At 75.1% G+C, this 22107-nt stretch carries 17 protein-coding genes; 6 read left to right on the top strand and 11 right to left on the bottom strand.

Annotated elements, in window-relative coordinates; all coding sequences use genetic code 11:
• Positions 1–8: 8 nt before the first annotated feature.
• The 5 genes from paaB to AB0N04_RS01045 all read right to left on the bottom strand — a co-directional run bounded on the left by paaB (position 9) and on the right by AB0N04_RS01045 (position 6169).
• The gene (gene paaB, locus AB0N04_RS01065) at positions 9–314 is read right to left on the bottom strand and encodes a 1,2-phenylacetyl-CoA epoxidase subunit PaaB (protein ID WP_360205351.1); all 306 of its coding nucleotides are present in this window, start codon (positions 312–314) and stop codon (positions 9–11) included.
• Complete coding sequence (gene paaA, locus AB0N04_RS01060; protein ID WP_360205348.1) at positions 311–1348, bottom strand: 1,2-phenylacetyl-CoA epoxidase subunit PaaA; 1038 nt, start codon at positions 1346–1348, stop codon at positions 311–313. The genes paaB and paaA overlap by 4 nt, the downstream gene beginning before the upstream one ends.
• A 426-nt stretch (positions 1349–1774) precedes the next feature.
• Positions 1775–3217, bottom strand: coding sequence for a M20/M25/M40 family metallo-hydrolase (locus AB0N04_RS01055; protein ID WP_360205345.1), 1443 nt, complete (start codon positions 3215–3217; stop codon positions 1775–1777).
• 952 nt (positions 3218–4169) lie between these two features.
• The gene (locus tag AB0N04_RS01050; protein WP_360205342.1) at positions 4170–4829 is read right to left on the bottom strand and encodes a response regulator transcription factor; all 660 of its coding nucleotides are present in this window, start codon (positions 4827–4829) and stop codon (positions 4170–4172) included.
• Positions 4826–6169: a histidine kinase gene (locus AB0N04_RS01045; RefSeq protein WP_360205339.1), complete on the bottom strand. Its 1344-nt coding sequence runs from the start codon at positions 6167–6169 to the stop codon at positions 4826–4828. Before AB0N04_RS01045 ends, AB0N04_RS01050 begins: the two co-directional genes overlap by 4 nt.
• A 254-nt stretch (positions 6170–6423) precedes the next feature.
• Between AB0N04_RS01045 and AB0N04_RS01040 the strand changes: the two genes are divergently transcribed.
• The 4 genes from AB0N04_RS01040 to AB0N04_RS01025 all read left to right on the top strand — a co-directional run bounded on the left by AB0N04_RS01040 (position 6424) and on the right by AB0N04_RS01025 (position 10182).
• On the top strand, positions 6424–7344 hold the full coding sequence (locus AB0N04_RS01040) for a translation initiation factor IF-2 (RefSeq protein WP_360205336.1): 921 nt from the start codon (positions 6424–6426) through the stop codon (positions 7342–7344).
• Positions 7345–7460: 116 nt separating this feature from the next.
• Complete coding sequence (locus AB0N04_RS01035) at positions 7461–8474, top strand: aldo/keto reductase (RefSeq protein WP_360205334.1); 1014 nt, start codon at positions 7461–7463, stop codon at positions 8472–8474.
• Between the two features lie 97 nt (positions 8475–8571).
• A complete protein-coding gene (locus tag AB0N04_RS01030; RefSeq protein WP_360205331.1) occupies positions 8572–9159 on the top strand; it encodes a TetR family transcriptional regulator in 588 nt (195 codons plus the stop codon).
• Between the two features lie 105 nt (positions 9160–9264).
• Positions 9265–10182 carry an ADP-ribosylglycohydrolase family protein gene (locus AB0N04_RS01025; protein ID WP_360205328.1) on the top strand — a complete coding sequence of 306 codons (918 nt, stop codon included), beginning with the start codon at positions 9265–9267 and terminating at the stop codon, positions 10180–10182.
• Between the two features lie 175 nt (positions 10183–10357).
• Here AB0N04_RS01025 and AB0N04_RS01020 read toward each other — a convergent pair whose 3' ends face one another.
• On the bottom strand, positions 10358–10624 hold the full coding sequence (locus AB0N04_RS01020; RefSeq protein WP_360205325.1) for a GlsB/YeaQ/YmgE family stress response membrane protein: 267 nt from the start codon (positions 10622–10624) through the stop codon (positions 10358–10360).
• A gap of 309 nt (positions 10625–10933) precedes the next feature.
• Between AB0N04_RS01020 and AB0N04_RS01015 the strand changes: the two genes are divergently transcribed.
• Positions 10934–12178 carry a glycosyltransferase gene (locus AB0N04_RS01015; protein ID WP_360205322.1) on the top strand — a complete coding sequence of 415 codons (1245 nt, stop codon included), beginning with the start codon at positions 10934–10936 and terminating at the stop codon, positions 12176–12178.
• Between the two features lie 92 nt (positions 12179–12270).
• Here AB0N04_RS01015 and AB0N04_RS01010 read toward each other — a convergent pair whose 3' ends face one another.
• From AB0N04_RS01010 to AB0N04_RS00990, 5 genes are all read right to left on the bottom strand, one after another.
• The gene (locus AB0N04_RS01010) at positions 12271–12648 is read right to left on the bottom strand and encodes a hypothetical protein (protein WP_360205319.1); all 378 of its coding nucleotides are present in this window, start codon (positions 12646–12648) and stop codon (positions 12271–12273) included.
• Between the two features lie 482 nt (positions 12649–13130).
• Positions 13131–14675, bottom strand: coding sequence for an NCS1 family nucleobase:cation symporter-1 (locus AB0N04_RS01005; protein WP_360205317.1), 1545 nt, complete (start codon positions 14673–14675; stop codon positions 13131–13133).
• Between the two features lie 36 nt (positions 14676–14711).
• Positions 14712–15734, bottom strand: coding sequence for a TIGR03842 family LLM class F420-dependent oxidoreductase (locus AB0N04_RS01000; RefSeq protein ID WP_360205315.1), 1023 nt, complete (start codon positions 15732–15734; stop codon positions 14712–14714).
• A 148-nt stretch (positions 15735–15882) separates the two neighbouring features.
• A complete protein-coding gene (hydA, locus tag AB0N04_RS00995) occupies positions 15883–17313 on the bottom strand; it encodes a dihydropyrimidinase (protein WP_360205313.1) in 1431 nt (476 codons plus the stop codon).
• Positions 17314–17324: 11 nt separating this feature from the next.
• The gene (locus AB0N04_RS00990; RefSeq protein WP_360205310.1) at positions 17325–18167 is read right to left on the bottom strand and encodes a nitrilase-related carbon-nitrogen hydrolase; all 843 of its coding nucleotides are present in this window, start codon (positions 18165–18167) and stop codon (positions 17325–17327) included.
• Positions 18168–18652: 485 nt separating this feature from the next.
• On the opposite strand from AB0N04_RS00990, the gene AB0N04_RS00985 reads away from it, so the two are divergent.
• Complete coding sequence (locus AB0N04_RS00985) at positions 18653–22003, top strand: hypothetical protein (protein ID WP_360205308.1); 3351 nt, start codon at positions 18653–18655, stop codon at positions 22001–22003.
• The last annotated feature ends 104 nt before the right edge of the window (positions 22004–22107 follow it).

Below are 22107 nucleotides of genomic sequence, written 5' to 3'. Positions count from 1 at the left end.
TTCCCCCGTCAGATGTGCGGGACATCCTCGGGGATGTCGTAGAAGGTCGGGTGGCGGTAGACCTTGTCGCCGCTCGGCTCGAAGAACGGGTCCCGCTCGTCCGGGGTGGAGGCGGTGATCGCGTCCGAGCGGACCACCCAGAGGCTGACCCCCTCGTTGCGGCGGGTGTAGAGGTCGCGGGCGGCGAGCAGCGCCATCCGGTCGTCGGCCGCGTGCAGCGAGCCGACGTGGACGTGGTTCAGGCCGCGCCGGGGGCGCACGAACACCTCGTACAGCGGCCAGCCGGCCTTGGACTCGGCCTTGGACTCGGTCACTTTCCGTTCTCCTGTTCGGTATGCGCGTGCTCTCCGGCGGGCCGCGGGCTCTCCGACGGCTCCGCGGCGGCCGGTGCGGACTGCTCGGCCCTGCGCTTGGCCGCGTAGGCGACGGCCGCCTCGCGGACCCAGGCGCCGTCCTCGTGCGCGGCCCGGCGGCGGTCGATCCGCTGGGTGTTGCACGGCCCCTGGCCCTGGATGACCCTGGTCAGCTCGGACCAGTCCGGCTCGCCGAAGTCCCAGCCGCCGCGCTCCTCGTTCCAGCGCAGCTCCGGGTCCGGGAGCGTGACGCCCAGGTGCTCGGCCTGGGGGACGGACATGTCGACGAAGCGCTGGCGCAGGTCGTCGTTGGTGTGGCGCTTGATCCGCCAAGCCATCGAGCGGGCGGTGTTCGGCGAGTCGGCGTCCGAGGGGCCGAACATCATCAGCGACGGCCACCACCAGCGGTCCACCGCGTCCTGGACCATCCGGCGCTGGGCCTCGGTGCCGCGCATCAGCGTCATCAGCAGCTCGTAGCCCTGGCGCTGGTGGAAGGACTCCTCCTTGCAGATCCGCACCATCGCGCGGGCGTAGGGGCCGTAGCTGCAGCGGCAGAGCGGGACCTGGTTGCAGATCGCGGCGCCGTCCACCAGCCAGCCGATCACGCCGACGTCGGCGAAGGTGAGGGTGGGGTAGTTGAAGATCGAGGAGTACTTCTGGCGCCCGGAGATCAGCTTCTCGGTGAGCTCGGCGCGGTCGACGCCGAGCGTCTCGGCGGCGGCGTAGAGGTAGAGGCCGTGGCCGGCCTCGTCCTGGGCCTTGGCGAGCAGGATGGCCTTGCGGCGCAGGGAGGGGGCACGGGTGAGCCAGTTCCCCTCGGGCTGCATGCCGATGATCTCGGAGTGGGCGTGCTGGGCGATCTGGCGGATGAGCGTGGCCCGGTAGGCCTCGGGCATCCAGTCCCTGGGCTCGATCCGCTGCTCGGCGGCGACGACCGCCTCGAACCGGTCTTCCGGCGTCTGCGCCGGGACCGCCTCGGCCACCTCTGCTGTCACCACGGTCCCCTCTCGTGTCCTGCTCCGGCGCCCCCTGGGGCGCCAACCGACTGACCGTTCGGTCGGTACCATTCTGCGCGGCGGGACGGAGGGATGGCAAGGGACACGGGAGGAGCGAAGGGGCGAGGGGCGGCGACGAACAGATCACAGATGACAGCTGACAGATTCTGAAATCTGTCAGCTGTCATCTGTTCGCCGTCACCGGTCACCCGTCAGCCGGCACCGGCCGGTCGTCGGCCGGTCGCGGGCCGGTCGTCGGCCGGTCGCGGGCCGGTCGTCGGCCGACCACCGGAGTACGGGCGGGCGGAGGCGCTGGCGAGCGGCACGCCGGCGGGCGGCACGCGGACGGCCGGGCAGGCCGCGGGCGGACGAGTGGCGGGCGAGCGCCGGCCGACCCAAGCCCTCAGCGGCGGCCGGGCAGGCCCGTCACCCCTCCGTACGGTCCCGCAGCCTCGGCAGCGGAACGGCGAGGAGCGCGGCCAGCAGGGCGATCCGGGGCGCCAGCTGGTCGAGGCGGATGTGCTCGTGCCGGGCGTGGGCACCAGCGCCGACCGCGCCGAAGCCGTCCAGCGTCGGCAACCCGCGCGAACCCGGCAGGTTGGTGTCCCCCGCGCCGCCCGCCGGACCGCCGTCCAGCTGCTGACCGAGCACTGCGGCGAGCGAACGGACGTGCCGCAGCAGCGGGTTGGCCGACCGCTCCGGCCAGGCCGGCCGGCTCGACAGCACCTCCGTCCGTACCCTCGCGCCCGGGCGCAGCGCGGTGAGTCTGGCGAGGTTGTCGAGCGTACGGCGCTGCGCCTCGGCGGTGGCGAACCGCAGACCGAGCTCCGCCTCGGCCCGGCCGGCGATCACGTTGGCACGCGAACCACCACTGATCCGACCGGCGTTGAGCTCGGTGCCGGGCTGGCCGGCGAGGCCCCGGACGACGACGAGCTGGTCGACGAGCTCGTCTACGGCCGACACCCCGTCGCGGGCGTCGTTGCCCGCGTGCGCCTCGCGCCCGGTGACGGTGAGCCGGACCCGGGTGCTGCCGCGCCGGGCGGTCTTCAGCCGGCCGTCGGGATGCGGCGGTTCGAGGCCCAGGACCGCTGCCGCGCCCCGGAGTTGGCGCTCGACAAGCCTCCTGCCGTCCGGGCTGCCGACCTCCTCGTCCGAGACGACGACCAGCCGGACCGTCCGGTGCGGGCGCTGCCCCAGGTCCGCGAGCAGGGCGAACGCGCCCTCCAGGATGGCGAGTCCGCCCTTCATGTCGACGACGCCGGGCCCGCTGAGCCTGCCGTCCTGCTCGGTGACGGGCCAGTCCGCAAGGGTGCCGACCGGCCAGACGGTGTCGTGGTGCCCGACGATCAGCAGGTGCGGAAGGGTCTCGTCCTGCCCTTCCCACTCCAGGACGAGGTGGTCTCCGGCCGGCCCCGGTTCGCGGCGGGCGGTGGCGCCGGTCGCACCGAAACCGGTGGCCAACTCCTCGGCGAGGCCGTCGAGTCGGGGGGCGTCCCCACTCGGAGACTCTATCCGGGCCAGATCGGCGCAGCGGCGCCGGACGGCGCCGGCGAGGGTGCGCGCTCTTGTGCTGAGGGCCTGCGGCAGGCCGGGGAGCGCGGCGGCGGCCGCGGCGGTCGCCAGCGCGGCGGTGGTGGTCGCGGCCATGACGGCGGCCGGGGCACCGGCGGCGGGGGCCTCGCCCTCGGCGGCGGCCTGGGCCGCGGGGACCACCGCGGTGCGAGCGGGCGCGGCAGGGGCGGGCGTGGCAGGGGCGGGCGCGACGGGATCGGCGGGGACGGGCGCGCCCGCTGGGGCGGGGCCGCGGTCCGGGTCGGGTTCGGCGGCGGCACTCGGTGCGGCGGGCGACCCGACGATCTGGGGACTCAACGCTCGCCTCCGCGGCCGCCGCCGGTATTCAGCGGCCGCACCGGCCGACCGCCCCAACCCGGCTGCCGGGCCCGGCCCGACCGTGCCGATCGACCGGGATGGTGCGCGGTCCTTCGGGACGGCCCGTCTGGCCCGGGTGCGGTGGAACGGCTGGTCGGCGTGCTTGGCATTGCGTCCTCCTCGCTCGATCCGGTGGCCCCGGTGCGCCCGGGGCCCCGTGGACGGCGGCCTCCTGGTGACGGGCGCAGTGGCCGGACCGTCGCAGGGAAGCCGAGATGTGAGCCTAGAAGAACCCTTCGACTTCCTGCGAGGTGGCCCTGCTCCCAGCGCGCCGGGACCGGGCCTCAGCCACGGGCACCCGTCGGAGAACGGCGGCGGGCGCTCGGCGCGCGGGCCTGGATCGGCGCGCGGACGCGGTCGCCGGATCGCGCCCATCTCCACCATGGACCCGCCGCCCGCGTTCGGCAGCGCAAACCGCCAAGGCGCGGGATTTCCACGCCGGATGGGTGACAACGGCTCAGCGCGCGGTACCAACCGGGGTCACAGCACCGGCTCAGGGGGAGCCCGGTCCGAAGCGTGGGGAACACCCACGTGAACACCGCCCGACGTAACGCCCCTCGCGGCTTCGGTGGCACCATCGGAGTGCGGAGCCAGCGGGGCCCCGACAGCTTCACCGGGCACCACCGGCCCCGGCGCCCCGCCCTCCCCTGGGCGCAACGTCCGGTCGGTGGATGGGTCGGTGGATGGGTTGGTGGATGGGTTGGTGGATGGTTGGTGGACGGCCGGTTGGCGGCGTCCTCGGTTCCACGCGGCGAGCGGCACGCACCGGACGATGCCCGGCGCGGACCGCACGCGGCTCCCGCCCCACGCGGTTCCCGCGCATCCGCCCACTGCCCCCGCCCGGCCACCGGGCGGGCCGTCGAGGTCGGCCGGCCCGGCCCCGCGGTCGGGTTCAGCCGCCGTCCTCCACCATCCCGGCGTCCCGGGCGAGCAGCGCCGCCTGGACCCGGTTTCCGACCCCGAGCGCGGTCAGGATCCGGCTGACGTGCGCCTTGACGGTGCTCTCCCGCATGCCGAGGGCACCGGCGATCTCCGCGTTGGAGAGCCCGTCGGCGAGTTCGCGCAGCACGTCCGTCTCGCGCGGGGTCAGCCCGGCGATCCGGTTGCGGGCGGCCACGGACCGGGGCGCGCCCGTGCGGTGGTAGCGGTCGATGAGGCGGCGGGCCGCTGCCGGGTGCAGCATCCCCTGGCCGGCGGCGACGACGTGGACGGCCCGGGCGATCTCGGCGGGTTCGGTGTCCTTGAGCAGGAAGCCGTCGGCACCGGCGGCGAGCGCCTGGTAGACGTACTCGTCGAGGTCGAAGGTGGTGAGCGCGATCACCCGCGGGGGCTCCGGCAGTTCGCGCAGCCGCCGGGTGGCGGCGATGCCGTCGAGCCGGGGCATCCGGATGTCCATGAGGGCGACGTCGATCCGCCGGCGGCGGGCGAGTTCGACGGCCTGCAGCCCGTCGGCCGCCTCGGCGACGACGGTCAGGGCCGGGTCCTGGGCCAGGAGGTCGACGAGGCCGAGCCGCACCAGTGCGTCGTCGTCCACGACCATCGTGCGGATCATGAGGCGTCCTCCGGCTTCGGGGCGGGGGGCTGGGCGGGGATCGGAGAGGGGATCGGGGAGGGCCCGCCGACCACGGGCCGTACGGGGGCCGGGGCCAAGGCCGAGGCCGGCGCCGAGACCGAGACTGCGGCCGGAGCCGGGTCGGGCGGACGCTCGGGAGCGGGCAACCGGGCGGAGAGCCGGAAGCCGCCCCCGCCGTCAGGGCCCGCGTCGAGCCGTCCGCCGAGTGCGCCGACCCGTTCGGTGAGCCCGACCAGGCCGTACCCGCCACCGGTGACCGGACCGTTCGCCGAGGCCGCGCCCGGCCCGTTGCGGACCTCGACGGTGGTGGCCGGGGCCCCGTAGCGGACCAGCACGGTGACGGCCGCGGCCGGCGCGTACTTGCGGGCGTTGGTCAACGCCTCCTGCACCAGCCGGTGCACGGCCAGGCGGTGCGTGGTGGGCACCGCCTCCGGATCCCCGGCGAGGGCCAGTTCCACCTGCTGCCCGGCCGAGACCGCCTCGCCGACGAGTTCGGTGAGGTCGCGCAGGGCGGGTGCCGGGACGCGGTCCGATCCGGTGAACTCCGGCGGTCCCTGACCGGCGACCGGTGGCGGCGCGGGGTCGGCGCGCAGGGCGCCGAGCACGTCGCGCAGGTCGTCGAGCGACCGGGCCGCGGTGGTGCGGAGCAGTTCGAGGCGGTGGGCGAGCCGGTCCGGGTCGTCGGCGACGGTACCGGCGAGGGCCTGATCGCGCAGCACCCCGGCGTGCAGCACCAGCAGGCTGAGGCGGTGGGCGAGCACGTCGTGCATCTCCCGTGCGATCCGGGCGCGTTCGGCGGACCGGGCCTGCTCGGCACGCAGTTCGCGCTCGCGGCGCAGCACGTCCACCTGCTCGTGCAGGGTGCGGATCAGCACCCGACGGCCGTGCAGCCACAGCCCGACGGACAAGGTGGCCGACTCGACGAGGAGTTGGGAGCCGGTGGTGCCGGCCCAGCCGATCAGCGAATCGGCACGGGCGGCGCTGACCAGGGCGATGACGGCGCCGCCGGCCGCGGCCGGGCCGGTCCGGCCGAGGGAGGCGAGGTGGTAGACGCTGAACAGGCCGGGGAAGGCGCGGTTGAACAGGCCGCCGGTGAGCACCGGCAGGACGGCGGAGGCCACCGGGTGGCGCCGGGCGAACACCAGGGAGAGCGCGGCGAGCGCGGCCAGTACGGTACGGGCAAGGCGCAACGGTCCTTCGGCGTGGGTCCATTGGAAGAGGGACTCCTCGACGGCGAGGCCGAGGATGCCGAGCAGCAGCACCGTGTCGGCCGACGGCCGACGACCCGGGCCGTACCAGCCCAGCCGGGCTGTGTGCATCGGGCTCCTCCCGTCCTCCGGCTCACGCTCCTGCCCTCCCGCCCCACCCGTGCGTTCCCCGCGTCCTCCCCGGTCCTCTCCCCGCTCTCCCCTGCCCTCCCGCACCCGCTCCGCGGACGTCCGGCTCGATGCTAAGGGCGGGCGACGGCCGCGCGCCCCCTCCTCCCGGGCACCCGCACCCTCGACTTTCGTCGGAGGCCGGCGCGGCTGCCCGGCCGATCCCCGCCCCGGCTCCGCTCCCTAGCGTCGTCGACATGACGACCGATCAGCTCCGCACCCGCCCCGGCTCCTCCGCCCCCTCCGCCCCCTCCGGCTCGCCCGGATCTCCCGGCTCGCCCGACGGATCCGAGGCCGGTGGCTCCGGCATCCCGTCGCACGGTTCACCGTCCGGCGGCGACCGTCTGCTGTTCCTCGTCGAGGCACTGCGCACCTTCCACGACACGGGAGCGCTGGCGCCGAGCGGCGCGGACCTCGTGAACGCCCTGGTGGTGCCGGCCACCAGTCGCCCGGACCGGCCCATCTCGGTCCTGGAGGTCGGTGCCGGGACGGGTGTGGTGACGCGACGCCTGGCCCAGGTGCTGCGCCCGGGCGACCGGCTGCACGTCGTCGAGGCCAACCCCCGGTTCGCCGCCCGGCTGCGGGCGGACCCGGACCTGGCCGAGCCCCGTACAGGGGTCTCGGTGCGACTGTCAGCCTGCCGGGTGGAGGAGCTGGCGCGGTGGCGCCCGTCCGCACCGGAACGACCGGACGGCACGCGCGGGGCGGTCGGCAACGGCACCGCGGACGGCGCCGGGGGCGGAACCGCGGGCGACGGCCGGGCCCCGGCGGCGGCCGAGGGCGAGCGGTACGACGTGATCGTGTCCGGCCTGCCGTTCACCAACTTCGAGCCGGCTCAGGTGCGCCACCTCCTCGACCTCTACCTGCGCCTGTTGCTGCCCGGCGGCGAGCTGACGTACTTCGGGTACCTCGGCACGACCGCGGCCCGGACGCTGGTGGCGGGGCCCCGCCGGGGTGCCCGTCACCGTGCGGTGGTGCGGCTGCTGCGGCAGTTCGAGGAGGCGTACGGGCTGGGCGGGCGGACCGCGTGGCGCAACCTGCCGCCGGCCCGCGCCCACCTGCTGCGCTCGCCCGGCGGGCGGGAGGCCGGGACGGTGCCGACGGGCGCCCCCGGGTGACAGATGACAGACGACAGCGAACAGATTTTGAAATCTGTTCGCCGTCGTGCCATAGTGGGACGCGGGTCACCTCGCCCTCGCCCGCCCCGGCGCCGCACCCACCCCTGGAGCCCCCCGTGTCCACCACCTCCCGCCCCGCACAGCGCACCCTCGGCACCTCCGGCCCCGTCACCTCCGCCCTCGGCCTCGGCTGCATGGGCATGTCCGACCTGTACGGGCCGGCTGACGAGGCCGAGAGCATCGCCACCATCCACGCCGCACTCGACGCCGGGATCACCCTCCTCGACACCGGCGACTTCTACGGCATGGGCCACAACGAGCTGCTGATCCACGAGGCCCTGCGCGGCCGGGACCGCGACAGCGTGCAGATCAGCGTGAAGTTCGGCGCCCAGCGCAGCCCGGACGGCCAGTGGCTCGGCTACGACGCGAGCCCCGCCGCCACCAAGACGGCGCTCGCCTACACGCTCCGCCGCCTGCGCACCGACCACATCGACGTCTACCGCCCGGCCCGGCTGGATCCGAGCGTCCCGGTCGAGGAGACCATCGGCGCCATCGCGGACCTGGTGAAGGCCGGCCACGTCCGTCACATCGGCCTGTCCGAGGTCGGCGCGGACACCCTTCGCCGCGCCGCCGCCGTCCACCCGATCAGCGACCTGCAGATCGAGTACTCGCTGATCTCCCGCTCGATCGAGGCGGCCGTCCTCCCCACCGCCCGCGAGCTCGGCATCGGTGTCACCGCCTACGGCGTCCTCTCCCGCGGTCTGCTCAGCGGCCACTGGAACCAGGACCGCCCGCTGGCCGGCACCGACTTCCGCGGCCACAGCCCGCGCTTCCAGGGCGACAACCTGACCCACAACCTCGCCCTCGTCGAGGCGCTGCGCGGGGTGGCCACCGCGAAGGGGGCGAGCGTCGCACAGGTCGCCATCGCCTGGGTCGCCTCGCGCGGCGAGGACGTCGTCCCGCTGGTCGGCGCGCGGCGCCGCGACCGCCTCACCGAGGCGCTCGGCGCGCTGGACGTCACGCTCACCGCCGCGGACCTGGCCGCCATCGAGGCGGCCGTGCCGGCGGGTGCGGCGGCGGGCGACCGCTACGCTGCCGCCCAGATGGCGCACCTGGACAGCGAACGCTGACCGGTGCTCCCATCGGAGCACACCCGGCCGGACCGGTCCGACCCCGGGCCCGGCACCGCACCGCCCCTGAACGCACGACCCTAAGGACGGCCTCCCCGTGACCACGGACACCACACTCACCGCCGAGCAGATCCTGATCGCGGCGGAGGACGTCCTCCGGCGGTTCGGCCCGGCCAAGGCCACCGTCGTGGACGTCGCCCGGATCCTCGGTGTCAGCCACAGCAGCGTCTACCGCCACTTCCCGAGCAAGGCCGCGCTGCGCGAGGCGGTCACCCAGCGCTGGCTCGACCAGGCGCACCACGAGCTCGCCTTCATCTCGACCGAGCCGGGCCCGGCCGCCGAGCGGCTGCACCGGTGGCTGGTGACGCTCTTCGCGGCCAAGCGGAAGAAGGCGCTGGACGACCCGGAGCTGTTCGCGACGTACATGGTGCTGGTCGAGGAGAACAGCCGCACGGTCGACGCGCACATCGAGACCCTGGTCGGCCAGATCGCCCAGATCGTCCAGGACGGCATGGAGGGCAAGGAGTTCAAGCTCGCCCACATCCTCTCCACGGCCCGCGCCGTCTTCGACGCCACCGCCCCGTTCCACGACCCGGCGTACGCGACCACGTGGTCGGAGCCGACCGTCGAGGACCGTTTCGAGGCGCTCTGGAAGCTCATCCTCGGCGGGCTGCTCGCCAAGTAGGACGCGTCACGGCCCGGTGGGCCGGGCGCCGGAGGGAATCCGGTGGCCGACAAACCGGGCCGTCCGGCAGACTGCCGCGCAGGTTGATCTCACTTGGAGGATGACATGCGCGCGGCCCGGCCGGTTCTGGACAGTCTGGAGGGGCTGGCCCTCGGCGACGCCTTCGGCGACCGGTGGTTCTCCGTCCCGCCCGACGAGGCACCCTCGGCGCTGGCCGCCCGCCGGATCCGGCCCGCCCCCTGGCACTGGACCGACGACACCGCGATGGCCCTGGTGCTCGTGCGACACCTGGTCGACCACGGCGAGGTCCGGCAGGACGCACTGGCGCGGGAGTTCGCGCAGGAGTACGCCCGCGAGTACGGCCGCAAGTACGGCCCGTCGATGCACCGGGTGCTGCGCGGGATCGGCGCCGGCGAGGACTGGCGCACCGTCACCTCCGGCCAGTTCGAGGGCCAGGGCTCGTACGGTAACGGCGCCGCGATGCGGGTCGCCCCGCTGGGCGCCTGGTTCGCCGACGACCTCGACGAGGCCGCCCGGCAGGCCGAACGGCAGGCGCTCACCACGCACTTCCATCCGGAGGCCGTCGCCGGCGCCGTCGCGGTCGCCCTGGCCGCGGCCCTCGCCGTCCGCAGCCGGGGCGAAACCCCGCCCGACCGGGCCGAGTTGCTGACCGAGGTCGCCGAGCGGCTGCCGGACGGCGACGTGCGCTCCGGCCTGCGGATCGCCGCCCGGCTGCCCGCGCACACCAGCGTCCGGCACGCCGCCACGGTGCTCGGCTCGGGCCTGTCGATCTCCGCCCCGGACACCGTCCCGTTCGCCCTCTGGTCCGCCGCGGGCCGGCTCGACTGCCTGCCGGAGGCGGTCTGGCACACCCTCGGGGGCTGGGGGGACATGGACACCACCTGCGCGATCGCGGCCGGGGTGGTCGCCGCCCGCACCGGTCTCGCGCAGGTCCCGGCCGCCTGGTCGGCCGCGCGCGAGGCGCTCCCGGGCTGGGCCGCCGAGTCGGCGGCGCCGAACTGAGCGCAGGCCCGCCGCGGGCCCGCTACGGACCTGCGACGGACCTACGACGGGCCTACGGCGAGCCGACGACTGGCCTGCGCATGCGACCGCGACATGGCCGGGGCCGGGCGGCGGAGCCGGGCGGCGGAGCCGGGCGGCGGGCACGAGTCCGCCGCCGCCCGGCTCACCGCAGGCCCTAACGCCGCGAACTGCCGAACAGCAGCCGGTAGACGATCAGCAGCACCAGGGCGCCACCGATCGCCGACAACCAGGTGGCCATGTCGAAGAAGTGCGCCGTCACCGACCTGTGTAGGAAGTGCGACGCGATCCAACCGCCGACGAAGGAGCCGGCGATGCCGATCAGGGTGGTCACGATCAGGCCGCCCGGGTCCTTCCCGGGCAGCAGCAGCTTGGCCAGGGCCCCCGCCACCAGGCCAAGCACGATCCACGCGACGATGCTCATCTGTCCCTCCCGTTCGCGGCGCGACGGCCCCGTCCCGCCGCTCTGCACCGGAGGACGCCACCCGCCCGGCCCGCGGTTCCGGCGCCACCACCCCCGCGACACCGACCGGCGACACGCACCGGCGACACGCACCGGCGACACGGCAGGCGACGACGCAGGGCGCCCCGCACCGGCCCGACCAGTCCGGAGCCGCCCCTGGCCCGGCTTCGAACCGGCCCCTCCCGGCACACCCGCCCGACGGGCCCCGCGGGCCCCTGCCCCGGGCGTGGCACCCTCCCGCCCGGGCGCCCGCGCCGGGATACTGCCGCCATGCGCATCCTGATCGCCACCGCCGGCTCCCGGGGCGACGTCGCCCCGTTCATCGGGCTCGGTGTCCGCCTGCGAGCGGCCGGCCATCAGGTGGCCGTCGCCACGCACACCACCTTCACCGCGCCGGTGCGCTCCGCCGGGCTCGAGTTCCGCCCGCTGCCGGTCGACCCGCGCGCGGAACTCGCCTCCGACGACGGGCAGCGGCTGCTGCGCGCCGGCAGCGGACCGTACGCGATCCTGCAACTGCTGCGCCTGGGGCGGAGGTTCATGCCGGCCCTCGGCGAGGGCATCGCGGACGCCACCGCGCTGGGCACCGATCTGCTGCTCACCACCAGCACCACCAGCGCGCTGGGCCAGGTGGCCGCGGAGGCCGCCGGCATCCCCAGCATCGGGCTGTACCTCCAACCCCTCTCCCCCACCCGCGAGTTCGCGCCGGCGGTGACCGGCACCCGGTCGCTCGGCCGGCGGGGAAACCTGCTCGCGGGGCACGCCGTCCAGGCCGCCACCGACCGGCTGTTCGCCCCGGCCGTCCGCGCCCTGCGCCGCCGCCTCGGCCTGCCCCCGGTCGGCATCGCCCGGGCCCGGCGCAGGCACCCCGTCCTGCACGGCTTCTCGCCCACGGTCGTGCCGCGCCCGGCCGACTGGCCTCCCGGACTGGACGTCGCCGGCTACTGGTGGCCGGTGCGGGATCCGGACTGGCAGCCCCCGGCCCGGCTGCTCGACTTCCTGGCCGCCGGGCCCGCGCCCGTCTTCGTCGGCTTCGGCAGCCTGGTCGTCCCGGAGCCCGAGCGGCTGACCGCGACCGTCCTCGCGGCGGTGCGCGGCGCGGGGGCGCGGGCCGTCCTGCAGGCGGGGTGGAGCGGCCTCGGCGCCGAGGACTCGGACGACGTCCTGACCATCGGCGACACCCCGCACGAGTGGCTGTTCCCGCGGACGGCGGCCGTGGTCCACCACGCCGGGGCCGGCACCACGGCCGCCACGCTGCGCTGCGGCACGCCCGCCGTCCCGGTGCCCGCCCAGCTCGACGCGCCGTTCTGGTCCGACCGGCTGGCCAGGCTCGGGGTCTCCCCCGGCCCGGTGCCGCTGCACGCCCTCACCGCCCCCCGCCTCGCGGCCGCCCTCCGCCGGGCCGTCGGCGACCCCCGCTACCGCAGCCGCGCCAGATCGGTGGCCGACGTCCTCGCCGGCGAGGACGGCACCGCCAAGGTGCTGGCCGCCGTCGAACGCGCCGGGCCGCGCGGGTGACCGCTCCCGGAGGAGGCCGCTCCGGCCGGGGCCCCGTCACACGGTGGAAACCGCTGCCCGGGCGCCCACGGGGGCGCGCCGGCGCCGCCGCCTCACACGGCGGACTGCAGGGCCTTCGCCTGGTCCGGCGTGAGGTGCTTCGACACCCGGATCAGGACCGCGCCGCGCACGTAGTCGTACTCCAGCAGCGCGGGCATGCCCTTGACGATCGCCTGGATGTACTCGGACCTCTTCCTCGCATCGGCCTCGGTCGCGAACACCTCGACGGCCCCGCCGCGGGCCACCGAGTCCGCGCTCTCGCCCTCCACGTCGGCCGGCTTGATCCGCGAGTCGGAGAACGACACCTTCGACACGTACTGGCCCGGGCGGCCCAGCAGGTGGTTCGGGTCGTCCTCGGCGGTGTACTGCTTGACGATCTTCAGCGACGGCACGGCCGTCGCCAGCTTGCCGAGCGCGGCCGCCGCGTCCACCTCCTTCGGGGGCGCACCGACCGCGGCAGGGCCGCCGGCGGACGGCGCGGCAGCCGACGCGGCGCCACCTGCCGCCGAAGCGGACGGAACGGCGGACGGAGCAGCAGGCGGAACGGTCGGCGAAGCGGTCGACGGAACGGCGGGCGGAGCAGCGGCCGACCGACTGTCGGCGCTGCTGCCGCAGGCCGCGGTGGCGGCGAGGAATCCGCCGGCGACCAGGATCGGGAGGATGGGACGCATGGTGTCCTCTGGTACGTGGTGCGGGTGTTGAGCGGACCGTATCGACGCACCGCCGGCCGTGCAGGCGAGTTGACACCTCCGTGACCGCCTCGGGACCTGGACGCACCTGGGCACCGAGCCGAGGGGGCCGTCAGCGGCGGCCCTTACGACACCGAGCCGCAACGGCCCTCAGCGGCGACCCCTTCGACACCGAGCCGCAACGACCCTCAACGGCCCTCAACGGCAGCCCCCAGCGGCGGCCCTCAACGGCGGCCCTCCTCGGCACCGTCCGTTCCCGCCGGACGGCCGCCCGGGAGCGCGCAGAGCAGCAGGTACAACCCGAAGGCCGCCGCGAAGCCGACCGCCCAGCCGTAGTCGGCCAGCGGTTCGAGCGCGGGCAGCAGCCCGTCCGCCGGGAACGGTCCGCCGTGCGACCCGCCGACCGCGAGGACGGCCCCGACCAGCAGGGCGAGCACCCCCCGCCAGTTCCATCCGCCCGCGTACCAGTACGCCCCGCCCGGCCGGTAGAGCTCGGCCAGCCGCAGCCGGGTGCCGCGCAGCACCCAGTAGTCGGCGATCAGGACCCCGGCCACCGTCCCGAGCATGCCGCCGACCACGCCGAGCCAGGTGAAGATGTACACGTGCGGGTCGGAGATCAGCTTCCACGGGAAGATCGCGATCCCCACGACCCCGGTGATCAGTGCCCCGGTGCGGAAGTCGACGAGCCGGGGCAGCAGGTTGGCGAGGTCGTAGGCCGGCGAGACGACGTTGGCGGCGATGTTCACCGACAGGGTCGCGACCAGGACGGTCAGCAGGGCGAACAGCAGGCCGGCCGGGTTCTCCATCTTCGCGGCGAGCTCGATCGGGTCCCACACGGGTTCGCCGTAGACGGCCTGCGAGCCGGAGGTGACCAGGACGGAGAGCAGCGCGAAGAGGGTCATGGTGGTCGGCAGGCCGAGTGCCTGCCCGCGGATCTGGGCGCGCTGGCTGCCGCCGAAGCGGGTGAAGTCGGGGATGTTGAGCGCGAGGGTCGACCAGAACCCGATCATGCCCATCAGCGCGGGGAAGAAGACCTTCCAGAACTCGCGCCCCCAGCCCAGCTGGGAGGGCTGGTCGAGCAGCGGCCCGAACCCGCCCGCCTTGACCGTCATCCACACCAGCAGCGCCAGCGCGCCGACGATCACGAACGGCGCCGCCCAGTTCTCGAACCGCCGCAGGGTGTCCATCCCGCGGGCGATGATGGCCATCTCCAGGAGCCAGAAGAGGAGGAACGAGAGCCACTGCGTCCACGGGTAGCCGCCGAACTGCGCCGCGGTGCTCCAGGACGAGCCGAGCAGTTTGCCGGCGAGCAGGAAGATCCCCTCGCCGCCGATCCAGGTCTGGATGCCGAACCAGGCGCAGGCCACCGCCGCCCGCAGGAGCGCGGGCAGGTTGGCGCCGCGCAGTCCGAACGCGGCGCGGGCGAACACCGGGAACGGGATCCCGTACTTCGTTCCCACGTGCCCGTTGAGCAGCATCGGAACGAGCACCACGAGGTTGGCGACCGCGATGGTGAGCACGGCCTGTTTCCAGTCCATGCCGAGCGCGACCAGCCCGGAGGCGAGCGTCCAGGAGGGGATGTTGTGGGCCATGCCGACCCAGAGCGCCAGGAAGTTGTAGGTGGTCCAGGTGCGCCGTTCCACCGGGACGGGTCGCAGGTCGTCGTTGGTGAAGCCGTTGGCGGGCAACCGGCCTGCGGCCGGGTCGAGTTCGACCCGGCCGTCGGGGTGCTGCCGCTGCCCACCGCCGCCGATCGCGGTCTCGGCCATGGGCGACTCCCGTCTGCGCGAGCGCGGTTGCGGCGGTCAGGACCGGGCGAGGTGCGGGATCACGTCACTGCCGTAGGCGTCGATGGTGGCCTCGACGGCGTCGTGCATGGCGTAGACGGCGAACTGGTCGACGCCGAGGGAGCGGAGCTGCTCCAGCCGGGCGAGTTGGGCCTGCGGCGGCCCGATGAGGCAGAAGCGGTCGACGATCCCGTCCGGGACGAAGGCGGTGTCCGGGTTCCCGGCCCGGCCGTGGTGGCTGTAGTCGTAGCCCTGGCGGCCCTTGATGTAGTCGGTGAGGGCGTCCGGGACGAGGTCGGAGTGGGCGCCGTAGTGGGTGACCAGGTCGGCGACGTGGTTGCCGACCATCCCGCCGAACCAGCGGCACTGTTCGCGGGCGTGGGCGAGGGCCTCCGGGGAGTCGTCCGCGGTCACGTAGGCGGGGGCGGCGACGCAGATGGTGAGCGCGTCCGGGTCGCGGCCGGCCTCGGCGGCGGCGGAGCGGACCGCCTTGATCATGTACTCGGTGAGGTACGGATCGGCCAACTGGAGGATGAAGCCGTCGGCCTGACGGCCGGTCAGCGCGAGCGCCTTCGGCCCGTAGGCGCCCATCCAGATCGGGAGCTCGGCGCCGGGCCGCACCCAGGGGAGGTGCATGTCGGTGCCGTCCACCTCGACGGTGCGCCCCTCGGCGAGCTCCTTGACGGCGTGCATGGCCTCGGACAGCCGGGCGAGGGTGGCGGGCCGGCGCCCGGCGACGCGCATGGCGGAGTCGCCGCGGCCGATGCCGCAGACGGTGCGGTTGCCGTACATGTCGTTGAGCGTGGCGAACAGGGAGGCGGTGACCTCCCAGGTGCGGGTGGAGGGGTTGGTGACCATCGGGCCGACGGTCAGCCGCTCCGTCTCCGCGAGGATCCGGCTGTAGATGACGAAGGGTTCCTGCCACAGCACGCAGGAGTCGAAGGTCCAGCCGTGGCTGAACCCGGCCCGTTCGGCGCGGATCATCCGGTCGATGAGCAGGCGGGCGGGCGGGTCGGTCTGCAGGACGAGGCCGATGTCCATGGGTGGCTCCGGGGAGAGGGTGGTGCCGCCGGCCGGGCCGTTGGCGCAGGCCCGGCGGGCGGCGGGATCTGGTCGGCGGGGTCTGGTGGGCGACGGCGGGCCGTCGACGGCGGGCTGCCGACAGCGGCCCGGGCCGGGCCGGCTCAGGTCAGGTCAGGTACTGGCAGGTGTCGCGGCGCAGGAAGGTGCCGTGGCCGGCCCGGCCGAGCCACTGCCCGTCGTCGAGCACCACGGTGCCGCGCGAGAGCACCGTGCGGGCGCGGCCGGTGAGCCGGCGCCCCTCGTAGGCCGAGTAGTCCACGTTCATGTGGTGGGTGGCGGCGGAGACGGTCTGCACGGCGGAGGGGTCGTAGACGACGAGGTCGGCGTCGGACCCCGGCGCGATGGTGCCCTTGCGCGGGTGCAGTCCGAACATCCGGGCCGGGGTGGTGCAGGCGATCTCGATCCAGCGGCGGCGGGTGATGTGCCCGTCGACCACGGCCTGGTGGAGCAGGTCCATCCGGTTCTCCACCCCGGGAAGGCCGTTGGGGATCTTCGAGAAGTCGCCGCGGCCGAGTTCCTTCTGCCCGACGAAGCAGAACGGGCAGTGGTCGGTGGAGACCACCTGGAGGTCGTTGGCGCGAAGCCCGCGCCAGAGCGCCTCCTGGTGCTCGCGCGGGCGCAGCGGCGTGCTGCACACGTACTTGGCGCCCTCGAAGCCGTCCGCACCGGCCTCGGCGAGGTTGTCGGTGGAGAGGAACAGGTACTGCGGGCAGGTCTCGCCGAAGACGTTGAGCCCGGCGTCGCGGGCCTGCGCGAGCTCGGCGAGGGCGGAGGCGGCGGAGACGTGGACGACGTAGAGCGGGCTGCCGGCGACCTGGGCGAGCTTGATGGCCCGGTGGGTGGCCTCGGCCTCCAGGAGTTCCCGGCGCACCTCCCCGTGGAAGCGGGGGGCGGTGCGCCCGGCGGCGAGGGCCTGCTCGACCAGCACGTCGATGGCGATGCCGTTCTCGGCGTGCATCATGATCAGCCCGCCGTTGGCGGCCCCGCGCTGCATGGCGCGCAGGATCCGGCCGTCGTCGCTGTAGAACACGCCGGGGTAGGCCATGAACAGCTTGAAGGAGGTGGACTCGCCGGAGTCGACGAGGGCGTCCATCTCCTTGAGGACGCCGTCGTTGACGTCGGAGACGATGGTGTGGAAGGCGTAGTCGACGGCGCAGTTGCCGTCGGCCTTGGCGTGCCAGGTGTCGAGGCCCTCGCGCAGCGAGCCACCGACGGGCTGGACGGCGAAGTCGACGATGGTGGTGGTGCCGCCCCAGGCCGCGGCGCGGGTGCCGGTCTCGAAGGTGTCGGAGGCCGCGGTGCCGCCGAAGGGCAGTTCCATGTGGGTGTGGGCGTCGACGCCGCCCGGGATGACGTAGTGGCCGGTGGCGTCGATGACGGTGTCGGCGGTCCAGGCCCCGGCGGCGGTGCTGCCGGTGGTGGCGAGCGCGACGACGCGTTCGCCCTCGACGAGGACGTCGGCGTGGAGTTCGTCGGTGGCGGTGATGACGAGGCCGCCGCGGACGACGGTGCGCTGGTGCGGGTCGCGGGTGGTCATCGCGGTGCTCCTCACGCCTCGGAGATCGGTCCGTAGGCGTCGGGCCGGCGGTCCCGGTAGAACTGCCACTGCTGGCGGACCTGTTCGATCAGGCCGAGGTCGAGGTCGCGGACCACGAGCTCCTCCTCCTTGTCGGAGGCGACGTCGCCGACGAACTGGCCGCGCGGGTCGACGAAGTAGGACGTGCCGTAGAAGTCGTTGTCGCCGTACTCCTCGGTGCCGACGCGGTTGATGGCGGCGACGAAGTACTCGTTGGCGACGGCGGCGGCGGGCTGCTCCAGCTGCCAGAGGTAGGAGGACAGGCCACGGCTGGTGGCGGAGGGATTGTAGACGATCTGCGCGCCGGCCAGGCCCAGGGCGCGCCAGCCCTCGGGGAAATGGCGGTCGTAGCAGATGTAGACGCCGACCCGGCCGACGGCGGTGTCGAACACGGGCCAGCCGAGGTTGCCGGGCTTGAAGTAGTACTTCTCCCAGAAGCCCTTGACCTGGGGGATGTGGTGCTTGCGGTACTTGCCGAGGTAGCTACCGTCGGCGTCGATGACGGCCGCGGTGTTGTAGTAGACGCCGGTCTGTTCCTCCTCGTAGACCGGGACGACGATCACCAGACCGAGTTCGCGGGCGAGGTCCTGCATCCGGCGGACGGTCGGGCCGTCCGGGACGGCTTCGGCCCAGCGGTAGTGCTCGGGCTCCTGGACCTGACAGAAGTACGGGGAGTTGAAGACCTCCTGGAAGCCGATGATCTTCGCGCCCTGGGCGGCGGCCTCGCGGGCGTACCGCTCGTGGAGGGCGATCATGCTCTCCTGGTCGCCGGTCCAGCGGGTCTGGACGAGCGCGGCACGGACGATCTGCGACATGGGTACCTCCGCAACTCCGCTGCCCGGCCGTGGGGTCGGGCCTGCGGTCTGAGGGTTGACGGGGCGGGTCTCGTCTGCGGGTCCCTGGGGATCCGCAGGGGTCTACGTGCGTAGAAAGCGACCTGTAGACCGTAGGCCGGGCCTCGGTGGCCTGACAATACGTCGGGGGCAATGCGTCTGGGGCGATCCTGTTGTGCGGACACGCGGATGGCCCTGGATGGGATGAAACGATCATCTACCCCGGGAGCGGGCTTCTTACTCATTCGAGCGAAACCGGGCACTCCACGTGCGGGATCAGCCACGGCCGGGTAAAACGCGGCTGGAAGCGGCTGCGCACCGTTATCCTCCGGGCGCGCAGCGCGACTCAGGGGCGGCAGCACAGCGGGGCGGCAGAGCGGCAGCACGGCGGGGCGGCACCCGATCGCGGCCGCACCCGGGCGGGGCGAGGGGATCGACCGGGCGGATCGAGCGCGGGGAAGAGGCAGTTGAACGCAGTCGGGGAGGCGAAGGTGGCGGCCACGGTGGAGCGCGGCCCCGGCAGGCTGCTCCGGTGGGCCCGGCGCGACGGCCACGCGGGGCGGCCGCCCGCCCTGCCCGCCTGGGCCGATCTGCTGCTCTCCCCCGGCGCGCTGCTGCCGCTCGCCCTGGGCGTCCTGCAGTTCCGACTGCGGGCGCCCCGGGTGCGGGACGTCGCCCTCCAACTGGCCGGCTCCCGGGCGGCGGCCGAGTCCGTGGTCGGCGGCCGGACGGCGGAGTACCTGGCCGCGCTGCGCGTCGACGTCTGGCTGATCGCCGGGTACGGCCTGACCTCGACGGCCGTCGCCCTGCTCGGCGGCTACGTGTTCGGGCGGCCGCGCTGGCGGCTCACCGCGCTCGCCGCCGGCGGAGCCGGACTGCTCGCGGCCTGCTGCGACGCCGGCGAGGACGTCCTGCTCGCCCTCGGCCTCGACGGCGGCCGGGCGGGCTCCGACGCCCCCTTCGCCGCCGCCACCGCGCTCGCCACCGTCAAGTGGCTGCTCCTGCTGCCCGCCGGGGTGGCGGCACCGGCCGTCCTGGTGGTGGTCGCCGCCCGGGCCCTGCGCGGGATCGGGCGGCGACGGGCCCGGCGGGGCCCGCCGGCCGAGGCGGGCGCCGCCGAAGCCACCGGGGCCACCAACGCCACCGAAGCGTCCGCGGACGCGTCCGCCGGTGCCGACGCCACCGACCGGCCGCTGCTGATCCCGCCCTGGCCGGTCGCCCCGCCGCACGCCCGGCACGGCGCGGCGCACCCGCCGGGCCCCGAGCCGTCCGGCTCCCCCGCCGCGACCGGGCACCACACGCACTGGCGCGACGGCTCCCGGGTGCCGCCGGGCCGCGAGCCCGCACCGCTCGGCTTCTGCGTCTCGGGCGGCGGGATCCGCTCGGCCTGCGTCACCCTCGGCGCGCTCCAGTCGCTGCGGCCCTGGCTCAAACGGGCCCGCTACCTGGTCTCGGTCTCCGGCGGCGGCTACACCGTCGGCGCGATGCAGCTCGCGCTCACCGACTCCGCTCCCGGCTGCCCGGTGCACGCCGTCTCGGGTCTGACGGCCGACACCGTGCTGGAGCCCGGCTCGCCGGAGGAGGACCACCTGCGCCGCCACGGCAGGTTCATCGCCGACGGCGCCGGCGAGTGGCTGGTCGCGCTCGGCACGCTGCTGCGCGGGGTGATCTCGGCGTTCGCCCTGCTGCTCGCCGCCGTGCTGGTGCTCGGCCTCGGGCTCAGCCGCTTCTACCACCTCGTGCCGCTCACCGACCTGGACGGCCTGGCGGCGGCCGGTCTGCGCAGGGCCGGCGCCGTACCGGGCCCGCTGGAGTTCCGGCCCCCGGCCGTCGCCGCGATGGCCGGGCTGCTCGCGGCCGCGGCCGGGTGCTGGCTGCTCTGGCTGCTCGCCTTCCCGCCGCTGGGCTGGAGCGCGCTGCTGCCGCGCGCACTGCGCTGGCTCTTCCGCACCGCGCTGGCCCTGGCCGGCCTCCTGGCCGTCGGGGTGCTGGCGGTGCCCGGGCTGGCCTGGGGCGCGGTCAGCCTCCAGCAGGCGCTCGCGGCGGGCCCGCAGCTCACCGGTGCCGGGCTCAGCCTGACCGTCGTGCTCAGCTACCTGGCGCTGCTGCTCGGCATCCTCTGGCGCGACCGGCGGACGATCCGCCGGGGCGCGGCCGCGCTCGGCGGGGCGCTGCGCGGCGCCGGGCGGATCGGCGGCGGACTGACCGCCAACCTGCCCCAGTACGTCATGGTCTGGGCTGCGCTGACGGCCCTGTCCGCGGCCGCCCTGCTCGCCCTGGGCTGGGCCGTCGCCACCGGGTACGCGTGGCCGGCGTCCGTCCAGGTGCTGCTGCCGCTGGTCCTCGGCGCCGTCGGGCTCAACCTCGACCAGACCTGGACGAGCTTGCACCCGTTCTACCGGCTGCGGCTCGCCTCGGCGTTCGCGGTGCGCCGGGTGGCGGAGGGCGGCCGGGTGCTGGCCCGCCCGTACGACTTCTTCCGGGAGCAGACGTGGCTCAGCCACTACGCCGCCCGGCACCCCGACTTCCCCCAGGTGATCTTCTCGGCCGCGGCCAACCTGTCCGGCAACTCCCGTACTCCGCCCGGTCGTCGGGCGGTGTCCTTCTCGCTCTCGTACGACTACGTCGGCGGCCCGGACGTCGGGTACGCGCGCACCGACGCGCTGGAGCGGCGCACCCGGCGGCACATCGCCCGGGACCTCACGGTGCAGTCGGCGATGGCGGTCTCCGGTGCGGCCTTCTCCTCCGCGATGGGCCGGCAGTCCCGCGTCTACCAGGGGCTCTTCGCGGCCACCAACGCGCGGCTGGGCACCTGGCTGCCCAATCCGGCGGTGCTCGGTCCGGCGTGGTCCGATCCCCCGGACTGGCGCCGCCCGGCGCAGCCCGCCGTACGCCGCCTCCCCTACCAGCTCCGGGAGTTGACCGGCCGGTTCCCGGCGGACGACCGCTTCCTGCTCACCACCGACGGCGGCCACTACGAGAACCTCGGGCTGGTCGAGCTGCTGCGGCACCGGGTGCGGACGGCGGTGTGCGTCGACGCCAGCGGGGACTCCGGTCACGAGGACAGCCTCGCCGCCGCGATCACCCTGGCCCGCGAGGAGCTCGGCGTCGCCATCACCCTGCACCGGCCGGACCTGCTGGCCCCCGGCAGCGCCGCCGAACAGGCCGGGGACGGCCACGGCGGGCCGGGCGCACCGCCACCGGCCGGCGCGCTCGCGGCGCGCTACTCGGCCCGGGCGGTGATCACCGGGGACATCCTCTACCCCGAGCCGCTCGACGACCGGTCGGCCCCGGGCGGAGCACCGGTCGAGGCGGACGAACGGGCCGGGGCCCGGGCCGGCACCCGGGACGGCGGCCGGCACGGCACGCTGATCGTGCTGCGTGCCGCCCTCACCGCCGACATGCCGTACGAACTGCACGCCCACGCGGCGGTCAACCCGGCCTTCCCCAACGACGGCACCAGCGACCAGTGGTTCGACCACCGGCAGTTCGACGCCTACCAGACGCTGGGGCGCTACCTCGGGGACCGGGCCGCGCCGGTGATCGAGGCGGCGCTGGCCGGGCACGCGGCAGCCGCGCACGGGAGCGGAGCCCGGGGCGGGGGCGCCGCGCGCCCGGGCGGAGCCGGGGCCGTCCACGGGAGCGCGTACGGGGGTGAGGGTTTCGGCGGGCACGAGGGCGGGGCCGGTGAGCGGGCCCCGGCGGAGGCGGACGCCGGGGGCGCGGCCACCACCGGGTCGGTGCCCGCACAGCCGGCGCCACCGGTGCCCGCCGCGCCGGCTCCCCCCTCGGCCGGGGGCCCGACCGTCACCGGGTGACCCGACCGCCGGCCGTACGGCGCCGGAGGGCGGGTGACACGCCTTCCGCCTTCACGATTGCCCTGGCCACCTCCCGGATTGCCCGGGCCGCCTCGGAGATTGCC

Source organism: Kitasatospora sp. NPDC051702, from assembly GCF_040681575.1.
Taxonomy (GTDB): Bacteria; Actinomycetota; Actinomycetes; order Streptomycetales; family Streptomycetaceae; genus Kitasatospora.
Note: the sequence above shows the minus strand (reverse complement) of the source record. Positions and strands in the feature narration are given on the sequence as shown.